Origin of the sequence: Anaplasma ovis str. Haibei, from assembly GCF_002214625.1 — a bacterium.
Classification (GTDB): Bacteria; Pseudomonadota; Alphaproteobacteria; order Rickettsiales; family Anaplasmataceae; genus Anaplasma; species Anaplasma ovis.
The window spans coordinates 315186-333388 of record NZ_CP015994.1 but is presented as its reverse complement, the minus strand read 5'-3'; the positions used below and the strand labels follow the sequence as shown (position 1 = coordinate 333388).

Annotated in this window: 15 protein-coding genes; 7 read left to right on the top strand and 8 right to left on the bottom strand. The window is 47.8% G+C overall.

Translation table 11 applies throughout. The features are described from left to right. Positions 1-46: 46 nt before the first annotated feature. A complete protein-coding gene (gene dapA / locus AOV_RS01365) occupies positions 47-943 on the top strand; it encodes a 4-hydroxy-tetrahydrodipicolinate synthase (RefSeq protein ID WP_075139454.1) in 897 nt (298 codons plus the stop codon). A 16-nt stretch (positions 944-959) separates the two neighbouring features. Here the strand turns inward: dapA and AOV_RS05300 are convergent, their stop codons facing one another. Next, positions 960-1133, bottom strand: a complete 174-nt coding sequence (locus AOV_RS05300; protein ID WP_158543029.1) for a hypothetical protein — start codon at positions 1131-1133, stop codon at positions 960-962. Positions 1134-1158: 25 nt separating this feature from the next. Here AOV_RS05300 and AOV_RS01355 point away from each other — a divergent pair, with 25 nt between their 5' ends. After that, positions 1159-2307: a phage major capsid protein gene (locus tag AOV_RS01355; RefSeq protein ID WP_075138829.1), complete on the top strand. Its 1149-nt coding sequence runs from the start codon at positions 1159-1161 to the stop codon at positions 2305-2307. Between the two features lie 492 nt (positions 2308-2799). Here the strand turns inward: AOV_RS01355 and AOV_RS01350 are convergent, their stop codons facing one another. Continuing rightward, positions 2800-5499, bottom strand: a complete 2700-nt coding sequence (locus tag AOV_RS01350; protein ID WP_075139453.1) for a 2-oxoglutarate dehydrogenase E1 component — start codon at positions 5497-5499, stop codon at positions 2800-2802. 251 nt (positions 5500-5750) lie between these two features. Here AOV_RS01350 and AOV_RS01345 point away from each other — a divergent pair, with 251 nt between their 5' ends. The 3 genes from AOV_RS01345 to miaB all read left to right on the top strand — a co-directional run bounded on the left by AOV_RS01345 (position 5751) and on the right by miaB (position 10944). After that, positions 5751-6578 (top strand): DUF2163 domain-containing protein, encoded by an 828-nt coding sequence (locus AOV_RS01345; protein ID WP_075138828.1) that lies wholly within the window; start codon positions 5751-5753, stop codon positions 6576-6578. 585 nt (positions 6579-7163) lie between these two features. After that, positions 7164-9416 carry a glycoside hydrolase/phage tail family protein gene (locus tag AOV_RS01340; RefSeq protein WP_233497196.1) on the top strand — a complete coding sequence of 751 codons (2253 nt, stop codon included), beginning with the start codon at positions 7164-7166 and terminating at the stop codon, positions 9414-9416. Positions 9417-9555: 139 nt separating this feature from the next. Beyond that, positions 9556-10944: a tRNA (N6-isopentenyl adenosine(37)-C2)-methylthiotransferase MiaB gene (gene miaB, locus AOV_RS01335; RefSeq protein ID WP_075138826.1), complete on the top strand. Its 1389-nt coding sequence runs from the start codon at positions 9556-9558 to the stop codon at positions 10942-10944. Between the two features lie 94 nt (positions 10945-11038). Here the strand turns inward: miaB and AOV_RS01330 are convergent, their stop codons facing one another. From AOV_RS01330 to AOV_RS01320, 3 genes are all read right to left on the bottom strand, one after another. Beyond that, positions 11039-12136: an MFS transporter gene (locus AOV_RS01330; protein ID WP_233497195.1), complete on the bottom strand. Its 1098-nt coding sequence runs from the start codon at positions 12134-12136 to the stop codon at positions 11039-11041. A 149-nt stretch (positions 12137-12285) separates the two neighbouring features. Further along, a complete protein-coding gene (gene ubiB, locus AOV_RS01325; protein ID WP_075138824.1) occupies positions 12286-13737 on the bottom strand; it encodes a 2-polyprenylphenol 6-hydroxylase in 1452 nt (483 codons plus the stop codon). After that, entirely contained in the window at positions 13730-14467 is a 738-nt protein-coding gene (locus tag AOV_RS01320; protein ID WP_075138823.1) for a metal ABC transporter ATP-binding protein, read from the bottom strand. The genes ubiB and AOV_RS01320 overlap by 8 nt, the downstream gene beginning before the upstream one ends. On the opposite strand from AOV_RS01320, the gene AOV_RS01315 reads away from it, so the two are divergent. Beyond that, positions 14447-15334 carry a metal ABC transporter substrate-binding protein gene (locus tag AOV_RS01315; protein ID WP_075138822.1) on the top strand — a complete coding sequence of 296 codons (888 nt, stop codon included), beginning with the start codon at positions 14447-14449 and terminating at the stop codon, positions 15332-15334. The two genes, AOV_RS01320 and AOV_RS01315, sit on opposite strands and share 21 nt — an antisense overlap. Positions 15335-15350: 16 nt before the next feature. Here AOV_RS01315 and recR read toward each other — a convergent pair whose 3' ends face one another. The 3 genes from recR to AOV_RS01300 form a co-directional block, all read right to left on the bottom strand. Then, positions 15351-15938 carry a recombination mediator RecR gene (gene recR, locus AOV_RS01310; protein ID WP_075138821.1) on the bottom strand — a complete coding sequence of 196 codons (588 nt, stop codon included), beginning with the start codon at positions 15936-15938 and terminating at the stop codon, positions 15351-15353. A 92-nt stretch (positions 15939-16030) separates the two neighbouring features. Continuing rightward, positions 16031-16201: a twin-arginine translocase TatA gene (gene tatA, locus AOV_RS01305; RefSeq protein ID WP_075139452.1), complete on the bottom strand. Its 171-nt coding sequence runs from the start codon at positions 16199-16201 to the stop codon at positions 16031-16033. 18 nt (positions 16202-16219) lie between these two features. Further along, positions 16220-17251: an ABC transporter ATP-binding protein gene (locus tag AOV_RS01300; RefSeq protein ID WP_075139451.1), complete on the bottom strand. Its 1032-nt coding sequence runs from the start codon at positions 17249-17251 to the stop codon at positions 16220-16222. A 381-nt stretch (positions 17252-17632) separates the two neighbouring features. On the opposite strand from AOV_RS01300, the gene AOV_RS01295 reads away from it, so the two are divergent. Next, on the top strand, positions 17633-18166 hold the full coding sequence (locus tag AOV_RS01295) for a protein-disulfide reductase DsbD domain-containing protein (RefSeq protein WP_233497194.1): 534 nt from the start codon (positions 17633-17635) through the stop codon (positions 18164-18166). Positions 18167-18203 lie beyond the last annotated feature (37 nt).

Genomic DNA, 18203 nt, shown 5'->3' with positions numbered 1-18203 from the left:
GTAAAGGTGTTATCGCTAACACGACGTTGTGTTGAATAGGCCAGCCATGAAGCTTGAGGGAATCTTTACCGCATTGGCAACCCCCTTCCGAGATGATCTGTCTTTGGACGAAAGAGCATTGGTTTCGTTTGTAGATCGGCAGATTTCCTCCGGAATCTCTGGGATCGTGCCGTGCGGCACCACTGGGGAGTCTACCACCCTGAACTTTGAGGAGTATTGCACAGTAGTGAGGCTGTGCGTAGAAACTGCAGGAGGTCGTGTGCCGGTCATCGCTGGTACGGGGTCCAACTGTACCACAGAAACAATAGGTAGGACGCTGTTTGTTCAATCTACCGGGGCGGATGCAGCTTTGGTTGTGGTACCATACTACAACCGACCGAATGATGAGGGAGTGTACCAACACTTTCGGGCTGTGCATGACGCAACTAACATACCTATAGTGCTTTATAACGTCCCGAAAAGGACAGCGATTGACATATCCAATGACACAATCAAGAGAATTGCAGAATTGCCCAGAGTGATTGGGATAAAAGACTGCACCGGAGCAGAGAGAGTGGTAGCGTTAAAGGCAATGCTACCCGAGAAAGTTGCTATTCTTTCTGGAGACGATGAAACCGCGCTTGCTTCTTACATGAACGGGGGTTCTGGGTGTATTTCTGTAGTATCTAATGTTGCACCAAGCATGGCTCTAGAACTGTACAACCTCCATGTTCTAGGGAAGATCGACAAAGCGAAACGGGTGAGCGGCAATTTGGCAGCGCTAAGTAGAGTGTTGTTTATTGAGCCTAGCCCATCACCTACCAAATATGCGCTCAGTTTGATGGGCAGGATGCGACCAAAAGTACGCCTACCCATGATAGAGCTCACCAGCAACAGCAAAATTGCGGTTCGGAATGTGTTGGAAACACTAGATTTGCTGCAAGCGGTACACAACCAGTTGTAGCGTGCTCAGCATTGGCTTAACCGTGTGCCAATACGGCGCCAAACTCTTCACGCAACCCATCGCGCGCATGGTCCACCAATATCGTTACTTCCCATAACTTTTTCTGCTTACGCATAGCAGCCGATGGGGCGCATAATATCCTTGAGGAAGCGTTGCTAGCATGCTCGCAAGAAATCCTCTCGCTGCCCATTTTCATCACCAATCCGGAAGATTACATGACAGTATCCAATTTTGAAGTAAAAGATAGCGTCACAAGCCTTGTCCCCGCATACAACGAGCTCCAAGAACATGACAGTAGCCCCCACGAGGAAAGCCAATATTCCTTGACGGCAAAACACATAGAAGAAATTAATCGCAAATTTGACCAGCAAAGTGACCGCTTAGACCGGCTGGAACTCGCCGCAAAGCACATAAATCTCCGTGAGGACCCAGAAACACTACAGCGCAAATCGCTGTCGGAATACATACGCAACGGACAAGTTACAGGCTTTGAACAAAAAGGCCTGGATAGTAGTTCGGCGCTCGCGTACCTGATGCCGAGAGAGATCTCAGTGCACATAGATAAGCGCCTATCTCAAAGCTCTGTAATGCGCAAACTATGCTCAGTAGAGAAGATATCGGGCGACAGTTTGGAATATTTCACCACCGACAACAAGAGTACTTTCGTAGGGTGGGGAGGAGAAGTGCAAAGTGACACAACAGCCCCAAAAATGAGTAAGACGACCATATACTTGTACGAGCTGTATGCACAACCGCAGATTGCAAAAAAACTTTTGGATGACTCCTTAGTAGACCTGGAAGGCTGGCTCATAGATAACTTGGTAGACGCATTCAGTAGAAAAGAAAATGAGGCTTTCATCTCAGGAGATGGGGATAAAAAACCATCCGGAATCTTGTCATCCGATGATGGCAAAGACGAAGGACAAATCGAAAGGGTGTCGGCAAAGCAGCTAAACAGCGACGCGATCATTTCACTTTACTACTCCCTGGACGAGTATTTTGCCGGAAGGGGAGCGTTTATAATGCACAGAAGCGTGTTGCAGGCAATACGATCATTAAAGTCCAGTTCGGGGCAGTATTTGCTGCAGCCTGGCCCATCTGGGGAGGAAACGCTACTAGGAGCACCAGTGTATCAAACCTCAGATATGCCGGCCATCGCTAACGCCACGCTCCCAATAATAGCGTTTGGGGATTTTAAAAACGCGTACAAAATTGTGGAAAATCGCGACATGAAAATCCTGCGTGACCCGTTCACAAGCAAGGCGTTCGTCGCATTTTACACAACAAAGCGCGTAGGCGGAAGTATAATAAACGGCGGTGCAATAAAGCTACTGAAGATTGAAGAAAGCACACCTACAGTCTAGACAATAAACAGCGGCTGCACGGTGGGGCGAACTGCCCTACCGCGCGGTCTAGACAGCGGCCCGAAAATGTAGGGTTTCATACATAACAGACCCATAATTATCAACAACTACGGGCCCATGTGAGAACGTGTGATGCCAAAGTTTTGCATGGCTCACAATGCAATTTTGGGTGGTCAAAATATGCTCTGGTAGGTAATGCCGGCGTGCCGCATTGATTCTTCAATCCGATCCCGCACAAAACTCCAACCACCTGCAGGGCATCCGGAACACTAACACGCACGGGTTCATAGCACACCTATGTGTGCCTTCACCTATCAGTGGCAAACCTCACACACCTATCACAAACACTAGTAAGGCCACTGTGCAAATACAGGTTTAACCTGTGTCTTGTTTTCGTGCACGAATGGTGTGAGCACCGACTTGCGCTTACAGCGTAAAGGTGTTATGGGTTAGGCAAACCTCACATACTTGCCACAAGCGTTAGTAAGGCCACTATGTAAATACAGAGTCTATTATGGCCTGCTGCTGTGCCGCATGTGCGCTCGAGTACCCTGCTGCAGCAGACGCAGATTCAGGTCTGCCTATATAGGACACAGACCCAGCAATGCCGGCGTGCCTCACTGATTCTTCAATCCGATCCCGTACAAAACTCCAGCCACCCATATTAAAGTGCTCTTCCTGGCACCATACAACCGAAGCCTTTTTATATTTTGCAAGCTCATTAGCCAACAGCTCAGTAGGAAACGGATAGTATTGCTCCAATCTTAAAAGTGCGACATCAGCCTTATTGGCTCTGGCCTCTAACAGATCGTAATACACCTTCCCGCTGCAAACCACCACCCGACGTACTGCATCGGGATTAATATCAGCAACCTCGCCAATCACCGGACTAAAACGACCCTCAAAATCTGAGATCTTGGACACAGCCATTTTGTGCCTCAAGAGAGACTTAGGGGTAAACACCACAAGAGGTTTCCTGAAATCTCTATGTAGTTGCCTACGCAGCACGTGAAAAAAGTTGGCAGGAGTTGTGCAGTTGACGACTTGCATATTGTCTTCAGCACAAAGTTGCAAATACCTCTCAACTCTCGCAGAGCTATGCTCAGGACCCTGACCTTCATACCCATGCGGTAGCAGTAACACCAATCCGCTGGAACGCAGCCACTTAGTTTCAGCAGCAGCGATATATTGGTCAATAATGATCTGCGCACCGTTGGCAAAATCACCAAACTGCGCCTCCCAGATGACTAGTACGTTGGGGGAATCTAAGCTATATCCGTACTCAAAGCCCATAACTGCGTACTCAGAAAGTGGGCTATCCATGACGTCAAACCTGGCTTGCTCTCCACCGAGATTGTTAAGAGGTATGTAGTGTTCCCCCGTAACTTGATCTACCAGTCTGGCGTGCCTATGAGAGAACGTACCCCTTGCAGAATCCTCACCGGACAGGCGGACTCTAAACTTCTCGACCAATAGCGAGGCAATAGCCAAAGCCTCACCCATACCCCAATCTATGGAGTCGTTTTGCACACCTTTTAGCCTACCAGCCAGCATTCTGGCGATTTTCGTTTCCGTATTAAACCCCTCCGGTATGGTACATAGGGAGTTGGCCAAAGAAAGTAATTTACTTCTCTCAACCCCAGTCTCTGAGAGATAATCATGAAATCTGCCAGGATCCGGCCGTCTGAAGCCATTCCAACTACCCTGAAACCAATCCTCCTTTTCTGGTTTGTACTTTGCAGACTCGGCAAATGCCTTCTCCAGCACCGCACGGAACTCTTCACGTAGTTTATCAACCTCCTCCTTGGTGACTACTCCCTCACCTATTAGCCGTTCTGCATACAAGCTGGCAACGGTCTTGTGCGCGGCAATGCGCTTGTACATCAGTGGCTGAGTAAACATAGGCTCGTCGCCCTCGTTGTGTCCAAAGCGCCTGTAGCAGACTACGTCAACCACCACATCCTTCCCAAATTTGCTTCTGTATTCCATGGCCAGATCCGCCGCTAACAGCACTGACTCTGGATCATCACCGTTAACATGAAACACTGGAGCATCTATCATCTTCGCCACATCCGAACAGTAGAACGACGTCATGGAGCTTTCGAGATCTGCAGTAAAACCAACCTGGTTGTTCACTACCACATGCACAATTCCACCCGGAGAGTAGCCCGTAACTCCGCTTAAGGTAAACCCTTCTGCAACCACCCCTTGGCCTATAAAAGCGGCATTCCCATGTACTAAAATTCCAAGCACGGGCTGGTGCTTTTCGTCACTTTTAGCCTTCACCCTACCCATGACAACAGGACATACAGACTCCAGGCTGGAGGAATTATACGCGAGCGACAGGTGGACCGTTTCGCCTCCAATTTTTTTGTCGGTCGAGTACCCCAAATGGTACTTCACATCTCCAGATACTGACAACCCGTCTGGGTATGCCATACCTCCAGAAAATTCATACAGCACTGCAGCATACGGTTTGCGCATTACCCTAGTAAGTACACTCAACCGCCCCCTGTGTGATAAACCTAGTACGACTTCCCTGCAGTTAAACTCTGGAGTAAGGGCAATTATTCTCTCAAGCAAGGGGACAAGAACATCCCCACCTTCGACGGAAAACCTTTTGTACCCCGGATACCTTACGTGCAGAAACTGCTCAAACAACTCAGTCTCTAGCAAACACTGCAAGGTCTCCTTCTTGCGCTCAGGTGCGATGATTCTGTTTGCATTTTCAATTTTGTCCCTCAGCCAGTCACGCTCCTCACTAGAGGGTATATGCATGAACTCATAACCAATCTTGCCGCAATAGGTCTCTTTGAGAGTTTGCAAAACTGAAGATAACGAAGCTCCAGACTCGCGCCAAGCAGCCCCACTATTTTTCATCATGGAGGCAAGATATTTTTCATGATCGAGCGTGACTTTCCCAGCCATACCCAGGGGATCAAGATCTGCTGCAAGATGCCCATAAGACCTGAAAAAATTCAATAAGCACAGCACCTTAGAGTTCACGGCTAGATCATCACCAGAAGTGGTCTGCGCACATCCTACAGAGTATTTATCCTCCAGCGCACGGGCAAAAAGGCCCCTCCAGCAGTTTGGAAGCTCCGCATCACCCTGCTCATACCTGCGATACACCTCTTCTACAAGAAGTGCGTTATCCCCAAATAGACAGTCCTTCTGGTTTCTGTAAGACACCACATATACCTTCGCGCAGCAACAAAATTCTCACGTACTGTAGAGAAAGCGCAGCCACTCTAACACACTTTCCCGGTCATTAAAAGCTAACATTCGCCCAGAGCAACACCGGCGCACATTAGTATTTCGGTAGAGGTAACTTTTGCTTACCAATAATTAGGCCTGGTTATACCCTATAGTACGGGATAATTGTGCGCATATACATGATTCCCGCAAAAACAACTTATTAATAATCTCGATAGCAAACATCAATGAAAAACACAACAAAAAAACCACCATACCACGCCTCACATGCAGTAATAACAACCGTACTTTGTTGTAAAATCTCAACCAACAATACCGACATAAGGCTCACAGAGCATGATGAAAACCTTGAAATTGATAATACCACCTACAGTGCAGGCCATGGAATAAGTTTCGGTCCAATATACCGCAGTAGTGGCCGCAGCACGGCCTCAATTGAGATAGTAGATAGCAGCATTATAAGAGAGCAAGTTCTCGTAAGTGCGCAATGCGGCGGTATTGCAGTAGAAATATTTTTAACTAACTATGAGGACGTCTCGCAGAAAAAAATAATGCTATTCGTTGGGATGGTGAGTGATATTGCAACCGAGAATAACAAACTAAAAATCTCAATTGAGGGAGTACAGAATACCCTATACGGCAGAATCGGCACATTATTTTCTCCCCACTGCAGAGCACAATTTTGTGACGGTAACTGCAAGCTCGACAGAAAGGAATTTACATTTCAAAGTTCAGTTGGCAAGGTGGTTGACCACCTAACGCTAGAGGACGCCAAACTCCCCCACGCAGAGTGTTATTATAAGCACGGAGTGGTTACGTTTCTGAACGGGAATAATCGTGGAGTGTCTGTGGAAGTGCGCAACCATAAGTGTTATATGATACGTTTGGCCAGAAGCACACCCTACCCCATACTACCAGGAGATGAGTACTCAATAATTGCTGGATGTGACAAAAATTTTCTCACTTGCAGCAGAAAATTCAATAATACAAGCAACTTCCGAGGGGAGCCTCACGTACCAGATTTAGATTCCATATACAAACCTCTGGAAGAGTGAACAAACCCCGCAGGCGCACTCAATGTGCAATCCGTAAGCGGCGAGAAATTTACACGGGTACTTCGTGCTCAGCCATGGAAGCGTGATATGCTAATATTCGTGTGCTGAAATATTCTTTCCTAACAAGCACGGCACAGTTATGCAAACAGCCGTGGTTGCGCGTTCACATGGCACTATTTGCAGTTATCTCGGTCTAGTATGCTAACAACATCAATATTGTCAACCATCACCAGCATAGTAAACAACACGGTGTGGAAATCTGTCACAAAATCTATCGAAGAGGCGCTTAGCCAAACAATCACCGAAGGTTCGCCAACACCCCACTGGCGCGGCAGAGCCGGAACAAGGGTTCGCACATCTTTGAAGGAAATCGCAATTCAAACATCAACATACGGCAAAATGTTGTGCAAAGTTTACGGCACAGCAAAAGTATCAGGCAACATAATATGGGCGCAACCAATCAAGCGTGTAAAACATAAGGCGGTTCATGTAAAACATAACTCACAATCTGTAAAACATACCACAAGTTACCACGCAACGCTGGCAATCGCCATATGCTCGGGACCGATACACAGACTCTCTCGCATGTGGGCAAATGGCAAGCCACTGGATCTGGCCACAGTAAAGCATAGGCTATACAAGGGTACCGAAGACCAAGAGCCTGACCCGCTCATGTCCTCCACAGAAAAATCTACCCCGGCGTACCGCGGCATCGCGTACATTGTGGTAGAGGACTTGCCCCTTCAAGACTATAACGGCACAGTACCAGGTTTTACGTTTGAGGTCACTGCATACCCAGAAGGTTTTTTGCGAGACCATGTTATACAAAAAATATATGGCATACATACCGTGGGCAGCAGAGAATTTTCCTACGATACTGAAACCCAAAAAATAACCCAGACTGGCTCCATAGGCACACAAGAAGTTGCCTACGGCACTGCCGTAAAAATCAATGGGGAAAGTGGTTACACACGACCGAATGCATTACTAGCCCTAGACGCCATGCAGGGCACCCTGACTAACGTGCAATGGGTAGCGGTAACGGTTTATTGGTTCACTGATGGACCAAACATTAGGCAATGCAAGGTCCGCCCCGCAACTATGTACGGACATGGCACCAAGATAATACCAGATACCTGGAAAGTTGGTAATTTCACCGCAACAAACGCCTATAAACTCGGGCCGGAAAATGGCCGGCACACACTCAAAGGAACCGCCAATGACGTATCTTTGGTGCGGTATATACGAGAACTCAAATCCAGGGGTTATAAGGTGCTCTTGCTGCCAAAATTGATCGTAAATTTTGAAGAAGGCACACAATTGGTGTGCGAAAACCCTCAAGATATCGGCCAGTTTTTTGATCGGCAATACCGTCCATTCATGGAACACTACTGCCTACTTACCGGGGGAATTATAGATGCGTTCGTAATAGGAAGCGGTTTTACATCGCTTACCAGAATCAAAGATGGCACAGAATCATTCCCGGCAGTAGAGGAGCTTATACGTTTGGCCGAACTGGCAAAGAAGACATTGGGGAGCTCAGTGGTTGTGACGTATGCAGCAAACTGGGATGAATACCATTCATACGATGGTACGTATAATATGGACGCGCTGTGGGCATCTGAATACGTTGACGTCATCGGCATTAATGCGTATTTCCCCCTCGCAGATACCCCCAATCCTATGCACAGATTCAGTATACAGAGCGTTGCGCGATCTTGGCACAATGGAGAAGGATATAACCATCCCCACGAGAATTTCCCACCAAAGCAGTCTGAGGTTTACCATGAGAATCCGGACCCTGCATGGAAAAACATACACCAGTGGTGGAGCCATGACCACATAAACCGCCATAGCAGCAAGAAGACTGCGTGGCAACCAAAAAGCAAAAAGGTGTGGTTCATAGAATATGGCTTTCGAAGTGTTACAGACTGCACATACCGGCAACTATCGCCCGAACAGCATGCTAGCGTGGCGGGAAGCGTAGCAACAGACAATGTAGATTTTTTCGCACAAAAAACTGCTATAGAAGGTACTTTAGATGCGTGGCACTCTTCCGAAATGGTGGAGAGAATGTTCCTTTACGCGTGGAATCTTGAGCCATACGTTAAAACGGAATCATATTCCTACCAAAACTGGCAAACCGGCCATTGGGTAAATGGGAAAATAGATTCGGTGGCATTATCGGCGACACTACAAAGCATACTCGGTGAGATGGGTTTGCGCTCCACAACCCCAAAGGAAGTGGACGAGCTAGTGCTGGGATATTCGATCTGCAACTACATATCCGCAGAAGCCGCCGTTAGGGAGCTGGCGACAATATATTGCCTGGACATGAGGGAAGAGGAAGGGGGACTGATTTTCTCTGGTACCAACCCAAAGTCTGTACTGCATGTACCGGCAGAGGACATAATTCCGGATAGCTACCAGGCAACCTACACACCTAAGGCCACCTGTGGGGCGCAAGCACTGCTGTATATCAGCCTTGGCTACCAATCAAGGCTCAGAAACCCGCAGGCGCGCCAGGCAGACTGGCCAAAATCGAGTATTTTACAAACGTCACTAGTGCTTGATGATCTACAGGCAGAGGCCATAGTAGACAACTTACAATATCTCATCACAAACCAGAATTGTTTTTACAGAATATCTCTACCCATAAAATATGCCCACCTAAATGTGGGGGATGTGATTGGCATAGAGCTCGAACATATGCAACATATGATAAAGATTGTGAGCGTAAAGATTTCAAACCTACTGGTGCATCTAGGGGGCTTCATTTACACTCCAATGCACTTCAGGCAGGAGAGCCTTTCCTGCATTCCACGTACCTATGAATAATATTACACTGGGCGCTACTACATATAACAGTTGCCCCGAAAACTTGCAGCTGTAAACGGAAATGCCGCGATGCGAAGATTCGCTGTTGTACCAGTGGACAAGATGTTATAGGATTGTACGTTACCCTTACATGTAGTTTATGAAAAAAGGGCTGTATATAGAGTCCTACGGATGCCAAATGAATGTTTATGACTCTCTGATGGTTGAGGATATCCTCAGACCACTGGGGTTCTCCTCGGTGCCGCATCCGGAAGATGCCGACATAATAGTAATTAACACATGCCATATAAGAGAAAAGGCATCTGAGAAGTTGTATTCTGCGCTCGGGCGAATACGTATGATCCGCAAGAAAGGCGCCCTAATAGTGGTGGCAGGGTGCGTTGCACAGGCTGAGGGGGAAGCAGTCCTTGAGCGGGCACCGTTTGTTGACGTTGTAGTGGGGCCACAGAGTATACATACGTTGCCCGAACTCATAATGAAAGTCACTCGGGATGCAAAACAGGTGAATATTGAGTTCCCGGTTATCTCTAAATTTGATTCAATACCCACAGATGCGCGGGTTGGCCGGGGCGTTTCAGCGTTTGTGTCAGTCCAAGAGGGATGTGACAAATTCTGTACCTTCTGTGTAGTACCTTACACTCGCGGGCCAGAGTATTCTAGGTCAGTTGAAGACATCATGGTGGAGGTGGAAAAGCTCGCAGACGGAGGCACAAAGGAGGTTGTGCTGCTTGGGCAGAATGTAAATGCTTACCACGGAACCTACAAGGGCGATGAGTGGGACTTGGGGCGTTTGATACAAAAAGTGGCAGAAGTCGATGGCATTAAAAGAATCCGATACACAACTTCCCACCCTAGGGATATGCATAGCTCGCTATACGAAGCGCACAAATACGAACCTAAGTTGATGCCATGCGTCCATTTACCTGTGCAATCCGGCTCAGATTCCGTACTACGCAGGATGAACCGCAAACACTCGGTGAAAGAGTATATAGATATAATAGATATCCTCAGAGATGCCAGGAATGACATCGCATTTTCGTCAGACTTCATCGTAGGCTTCCCTGGAGAGACTGAAGAGGACTTTGAAGGTACGATGAACCTGGTAAGGCACGTTGGGTTCGCAACATCATACAGTTTTAAGTACAGCCCTAGGCCCGGGACCCCCAGCGCGGAGTATCCAGACCAGGTGCCAGAGGAAGAAAAAAGCAGCCGCCTGCACAGGCTACAACATCTGCTGCTTGACCAGCAGCGTTCTTTCAATAGTAGTATGACCGGCAAGGTTATACCAGTACTTGTGCACGGTGCAGAAAGCGCGCGTGGCGCAAATGAGGCGTTTGGTAAGAGCGAGTACATGCAGCCAGTGCACATCCTTGTGGATACCGATCCGGCAGAGTATTGCAATAAAATACTCAACGTAAAGGTGTTGGGAAGAGGGGCGCGTAACTCTCTAGAGGGGGTCATATTCAACACCGCTGACGGCTACAACGGCGTGGACCCCCCCTACGCTTCACCTAACGCACAAACCTGAGCCACACTTTTATTCGGCACACTGGCTTGTTTATGGTATGCTGTCCGGGTGATGTGTACAGGTGCATGCGGGTTTCGGGAAAACAACGCCCGTTTTAGCTAACTTCACGCATTTTAGAAAGTCTGAAATGTGCAACACAACTCAGCACAAAGGCCACAATCCCGGAGTATATCAGCAGAGTCGTCAGGCTATAGTATCCCGACAGAAAAGTAAGCACCAAAATTACGGAGCCGGCGATGGTACACATCACACCATTTACGATCGCACAGAAGGTTGTAACCCTTTCGGACGCCATACCATGCCCCAAAGTAAATGCTATCATGTGCCCACCTGCAGCAAATCCGAAACAAAATGACGCAAAATAGCACAAATACACCACCAATGAAAGATCTTCAGGGGACAGCAGCCACTGTATAAGCAGTGCAACTATGGGCAGACTGCACATTTGCAGCACGCAGAACACGAAAAGAACGCGTTTTTTGTCCTGCAGCATAGTAAGCACCCAACACGCAAACGGGGCCCCTAGGGAAAAGCCTACCCATGCATACATAGACACCAGATATGCAACCCTGGAATCCAGCTTGTATACCAGAAAACCCGCCGTAGCAAAAAACATACCAAACATCATACCCCCAATTATAGAGGCGTATAGCGTATCTTTGGTCGCGAGGATGTCGCGCATACTCCCCACCACTTCAGCGAACTTCATACGCACAGAAACATGGCCCTGGGGGTTTTCTACTGTGCATAGCGCCACCAGAAATATCGCAAATTGCACCGCGATCAAGCACGATACCAAAAATCTGAAGTGCTCCTCAAGGAAAGAATTATGGTAAAACGAAAGAATGCCAAACAATGCATATGATAGACCGTGAGCCATCTGGGCAAGGCCAAACATAATGCCAGACGTGGGTGGCGTAAAAAAGCGCATGCTTGTGTATCCGGCACCGATAAAACAAAAAGAGGCCCCGAAGGTTAGGATCGGCTGTGAAAGCATTACCATAAATAGGAAGCTGTACTTACAGGTGAGCATCTGGAAGAGCACACCTACACATGTACACAATGCTGCAATTGGCAGCATGAGTTTACCACCATAGTGGTCTATTAGCGCCCCAGAAAAAAGTTGAAACAGGGCAAAGAAACACATGCGTGCAAACATGAGCGCGGCTACTTTCAGCTCACTATGCAGCACAACCCCTCCAAATGCAGAATACATGCACTCAGAGCAGCTCAGAGATATTAGCATCATAACTGTAGTTAACCAGCCAACATAGGATTTTGCGCGTCCAGAGGACATAATCAGACCTGGCCTATCATAAAATTCCGTATACCTGCCTCAGCTTATTTAACCATCACCAGTACGACTAGCAACCCAACTATGACAAGCATCAAAAACGGAGTGGTGCCGTGTTGCCTGGTTTGCCCCTGGTGTTGCGCACGCTCATCGTGGGAAATTATGGCATCAAGACTACGGTCGATCTTAGACGCCAACATATGCATGCCCCTCAGAGACCTATAGACCCGCGACTTCTTAAACTTCTCGGCACATCTCTTGTCGTCACCATGTTCCTGTACCCACAGCTCAGCAATTTTCCACAAGTTCATATCCGGTGCCAGCTGCCTACAAATTCCTTCAACTAACACCATGGTTTTCTGCAACAGAAGCAACTGCGGCTGTACCTTCATGTTGAATTCGCTGGTAACCCTGAAAAGTTGTGCAAGCAGCTCCGCCATGGAAAATCCTTGCGCGTTCATATCGGCTATGGGCTCCCATATCGCGCGGCAGGCTGTGATAAACTCATCGCATCGTCCAGGGATATACCCAGCATCAAGATGAGCCTCAGCAACCCTACGATAGTCCCTATTCAAAAAGCCTATAAATATTTCAGAGATGTACACGCAGGTTTCCTCATTGAGCCGGCCCATGATGCCGAAATCCACCGCAACAATCCGGTTTTGACTGTCAATCATTAGGTTCCCGGGATGCATGTCGGCGTGAAAAAATCTGTCTCTGTATACTTGGTTACAGAAACACAAAATTAGATTGCGGGCCAGGGATTCGCGATCTTGCAATTTGTCCATCTCATAAATTGGCACGGCATCTATCCACTGCAACGTGAGAACGCGTCTGGAGGTGCAATTCCAATCTACCTTTGGCACACAAAACATCCCGCGCTCCGCCTTTGTGTTCTCTCTCAACTCCTCAGCATTCGCTGCTTCGAAGCGAAGATCCAGTTCCAACCTGCATATACTTGCAAACATCTCAACCAATTGCCTAAGCTGAAACCTTTGCAGCCCATGACATTTGCCAAAAATGCGCGCCAACAGACGCATAAGTTTGATATCCCTGCGGAAAGCGTTTTCTATCCCGGGCCTGAGCACCTTTACCGCCTTGAGCTCACCGTCTAGCGTTCTTGCCTTATGAACTTGGGCGACACTCGCCGCAGCAACTGGTACTGTATCAAATTCTTGGAATATGTCGCCCATCTGTCTGCGTAAGTCACACTCAATTGTCCTTACAACATCATCGAATGAAAACGGCGGCAGGGCATCACACAGACGGAGTAGGTTCTTCGCGACGTCTTCCCCCACTATATCAACCCTGGAGGCAAGGAACTGACCAAATTTTATGAACGTCGGACCCAGGCTTTGCAGCAGCAAGTATATCCTCTCTGCGCGGGTCTTTGAACGCAATCTGAGTGACAAGAAACCTGTATATGGGAGGACGCCATGGCGCAAAATAGCCGCCACTATACCCAGCATCCTTACACAGCTCTCTATTACGCTAAACATTATTCGGAAACACGCTCAGAGATTTTGCGTTTTCTGTGATTTCCTCAGGCGTACCTTCGCAGCGTATTGAGTGGTTTACACAAATAACCCTGTCAGAACATGACATCACGCAGTGCAGATCGTGCGATGTCATTAGGATGCTCATGTTGCACTCCGCAATCAACCGCGCAATCAACTTGTAGAAATTGTGCTTCGCTTCAATGTCCATACAGCTTACAGGCTCGTCCAAAATGATAAGATCAGGTTTCATCATCAGACATCTAGCAAGAAGTACCAACTGGGTTTCGCCGGCGGATAGCTCGGCCACTTGCCGTTTCAACAACCGCGCAACATTAACGTATTTCATTGAGTCTTCCAAATCTGAGACTGCACGTTTCCCCAGGTAGGTATGCAGAAGAAAATATTCGACCGTCATGGGCATAAGACGATTGATCTTGATATTCTGAGGCAGATAGCCCATTCCCAATTTACCAAAATAACGCACCGTGCCCTTGTATGCCTTGTTTATCCCCACAAGGATACGCACCAATGAAGTCTTGCCGCCCCCATTTGGGCCCAAAATCGTTACGATTTCTCCAAACTTTACCGAAAAGCTGACGTTATCTATAACCTTTTTATCTTCGTAAAATAGTGTTAGACTATCGGCCGTGAGTATCGCGCGCTTTGATGAGACTCTCGATTCTCCTCCTTTTATTGCGGGCTGCCTGAAATGCTGGTGATTAGACGACATGTGATCTCATTCATGGTAGCGCTCACAATGCTGCTGCCGGTAGCAGGATATACCGTTCCAAGAGTAGCTGCAACCATAAATCCCGTATATTTCCTGATAAGCGCAGTAGCGCATGGAGTAGTAGAGCCCTCGTTGCCCACAACCGGCGCATCGTGCGTGCACGATTGTGTGCTCAAACCCTCTGACATGGCAAAGCTAAACTCCTCAGATATAGTTTTCTACATAGACGACAGGCTAGAGTCCTTCGTTAGAAGGCTGGATAATAAAGCAGGCAGGAGGCTCGTGAAACTTTCGGACGACGTAAAGTTGCTGACAGAAAGAGCCGTTGATGGCCGTTCCACGCATGACAAGGACCTGCACATATGGCTAGATCCAGATAACGCCAGCAAAATGGTACAAAAAATTTGCACGGTCCTCTCTGAAGAGGATCCAGAAAATGCCCATATCTACAGGCAAAACGCAGAAGCTGCGCTTGCAAAGATAAGAGACATGGTTGGTAGAATCAGCGCAGTTCTGGCACCCATAAAGGATACGCCGTATATGGCAGAGCATGATGCTTACCAATATTTTGACAGGTACTTTGGGCTGAACTTCGTGGCCGCGCTATCTGGTAGTGGGCACACAGTTAGTGTCACCGCAAAGGGGCTGTCGTTCGCAAAAAGGGCTGCCAAGCAGCATGAGGTGCGGTGTATTTTTACTGACCCATTGCATAGCGCATCTCGTTACAGACTTGTAAGTAAGAAAATAAAAATATGCGCACTAGATCCGCTTGGGCGCAATATCCAGGGCACAGACGGGTACTTTGAGCTGATGGAGACAATTGCAAACAGTTTCCGAAGCTGCCTTCAGCAGCAACGTGATGACTAGCCTGCAAGCACCAACGCTATGCAATGATGTATCTGGAAGAGAGCGCCGCACGCAGTGTGCCCTCATCTAGATAATCTATCTCCCCCCCAAGTGGAATTCCACATGCAAGCCTCGTCACTTTGGCGTCGGTTCCTTTTACCAGTTGTGCTATGTAATGGCACGTTACTTGTCCGTCCATATCGTTGCTCGTCGCAACAATTACTTCCTTCACCCCATGTGTGCTGATCCTCTCTACAATTCCATCCAGATTTAAATCTTCAGGACCGATGCCAGAAAGCGCAGATAGTGCTCCCCCCAGCACATGATATACACCAGAGTATATTTTTCCGCGTTCAAAAGCCCACAAATCACCCAACTCCTCAACAACGCACATTATGCTCCTATCCCGACCTGTATCGGAACATATGGAGCAAGGGGAGGTAGTATCCAAATTATGGCAGACTGTGCACTCCTTAGTGTGCATTTCTAACTCTCTAATTCCAGCGGCAAGAGGTATCATTACGTCCTGCCTGTGCCTAAGCAAATGCAATACTATACGGCGCGAAGAGGCAGGCCCCAAACTTGGAAGCTTAGCAAAGAGATTTATGAGCTTAGCTATGTCCATATTAGTGCAAACACCTGCCTGAGGTGACACTTACTAGGGCACCTGGCACCAACACGCAGCCTGCCCTTAGAAAAAACCTGGGGCTACTCGGGCTAATTGTTGGACTCATCGTTGTTATGCACCAGCTTACCATCCTTCAACTCCTTCCGCAAACTGCGAATACCCTTTCCCAAATCACTCATAACCTGAGGCAACTTACCAGCACCGAATAGTACCAGGATGATTAGGAATATAAGAAAAATCTGCCACGGACCCAAACTCATATACGCAACCCTCAACAATCACAGCCTGAACAACAAAACCTTGCTCAGATCAAAAGATACAGATACCACATCACCAACTTCGGGCAAAACAGAACCCGCAAACTTCATCCAATACGCACAACCTTGCACTTCTATGTATACCATACTGTTGAAAAATCTTACAAGTTTCACCGTAGCAGGGATCCCTCCACTTTGCTGTAAAAAAATCGCCTCAGGCCGCATACATACAGCCACCCTACTGCCATCCGCAAACGCGCTTGCGTCAATGTCCCCAACTCCCACTACTGCAACTTTTCCATCACATACTACAGATTCGAAGTAATTTGACTTCCCAAAAAACTGTGCTAGTTGCGCATCTTTCGGGTTATTGTATATCTCACCCGGAGTGCCACACTGCACTATCCTACCCTCGCGTATCACATAGACCTTGTCCGCAACCTCAAGCGCTTCTTCCGGATCATGCGTTACTAAAAGGGTGGTTATACGTTCACGCCTTATTATGGACAATACGTCGGCCCTGATTTTGGATCGTAAAATGATATCCAGATTAGAAAATGGCTCATCCAACAGGATTATTTCTGGATTCTGGGCCATGGTTCTGGCAATTGTTACAAGCTGTTGCTGCCCACCAGAAAGCATGTGAGGGTATGCACCCTTGTGGCCATCCATACCTAGCAGGTGCAGCATGTGTAGCGCGCGCTGGATTTTTCTCTCCTTGCCTTGCTCTTTCACCGCAAATGCGACATTCTCCTCCACAGTTTGGTGATGAAACAGCGACGGATGCTGGAATACTAGCCCGACGTTTCTTTTTTCTGTGGGAATGTGCGTGTTATTCTGCGCATCGCTGAGTGCCTTTCCATTGACCATTATGACGCCTGTACGCAGCCTCTCCAGACCGGCGATTAATTTTAAGATTGTGGATTTCCCGCACCCAGACGGGCCAAGTAGGCATATAACCTCCCCCCTGTTTCCGGAAAAGTGATCAACGCTCAGCAGGAAATCTGTTTTCCTGTATTTATGCGACACATTATCGAGTCTCAGTCCTTCCACAACAGTATTACCGCTGACGCTGCCACAGCCATGGTACCACTCACTGCACCTATTCACAAGTGCGCGCAGGCCTTAGACAATACAAGCAATTCGAGAGCAGTATTGTATCAGCCAGTCACCCAAATATACCCAGCCAATCGGTTAGCTGCGCATAAAATGTCGCAGGAGCGATGGTTTTTCTCAGCATATGAGCTCTACCCTAATGTACCACAAAGGGCTCCCACACAACGCGAGAATTATAAAATTTTTACTACAAAACAGGGGTGTTGGACTTGCCAAAGCCAAAAATCCCCGCTGTGTGGCACAAGAAAATTAGGTAGGTACAGGTCATTGCAAAAAATAAAAAAAGGGGATAATCTACGACTCTAATTAATGTGTGATATGAGGCTTCCTATGGGTACTTTTATGCGTTTGGCAGCATTGCAATTTTTCTTCATATTGTGCTGCGCGTCAGCCGCACATGCTGTCGATGATGGCAAATATTTGAACCACGTGAACACCAGGGTTGATGTTGGCTCAGTCTCTGGTAACGTCGTACATGCTGCGGTGACGTTTGACGTCGAATCGGGGTGGCACATATGTGCTAAGGAGCCGGGGGATACCGGTATGCCGACTGTGTTCTCATTTGAGAGCGAAGAGGTGAAAGAGTATACCGTCCACTGGCCGAAACATTCTGAAATCGTTGATAAGGCAGCAGATAAAACTTTGAAAAGCAATGTGTACTCAGGCACCGTAGTATTCCCTATGAAGCTTGAGGTTGCCGAAGATGTAAGGCATGTCAAGCTCAACGTAAGCTTCGCGGCCTGTGGCCCATCTTGCGTACCCCAAAGCAGGGTTCTCACCATCAACGTGCCAGAGCAAGGCTTTGAAAATAGCGCCGTTCTTGATCTCATTGATGAGTGGAAAGACAGGTAAGTCGGTTATGCACTCAAGCCAGGGCGTTGTGCTTCTG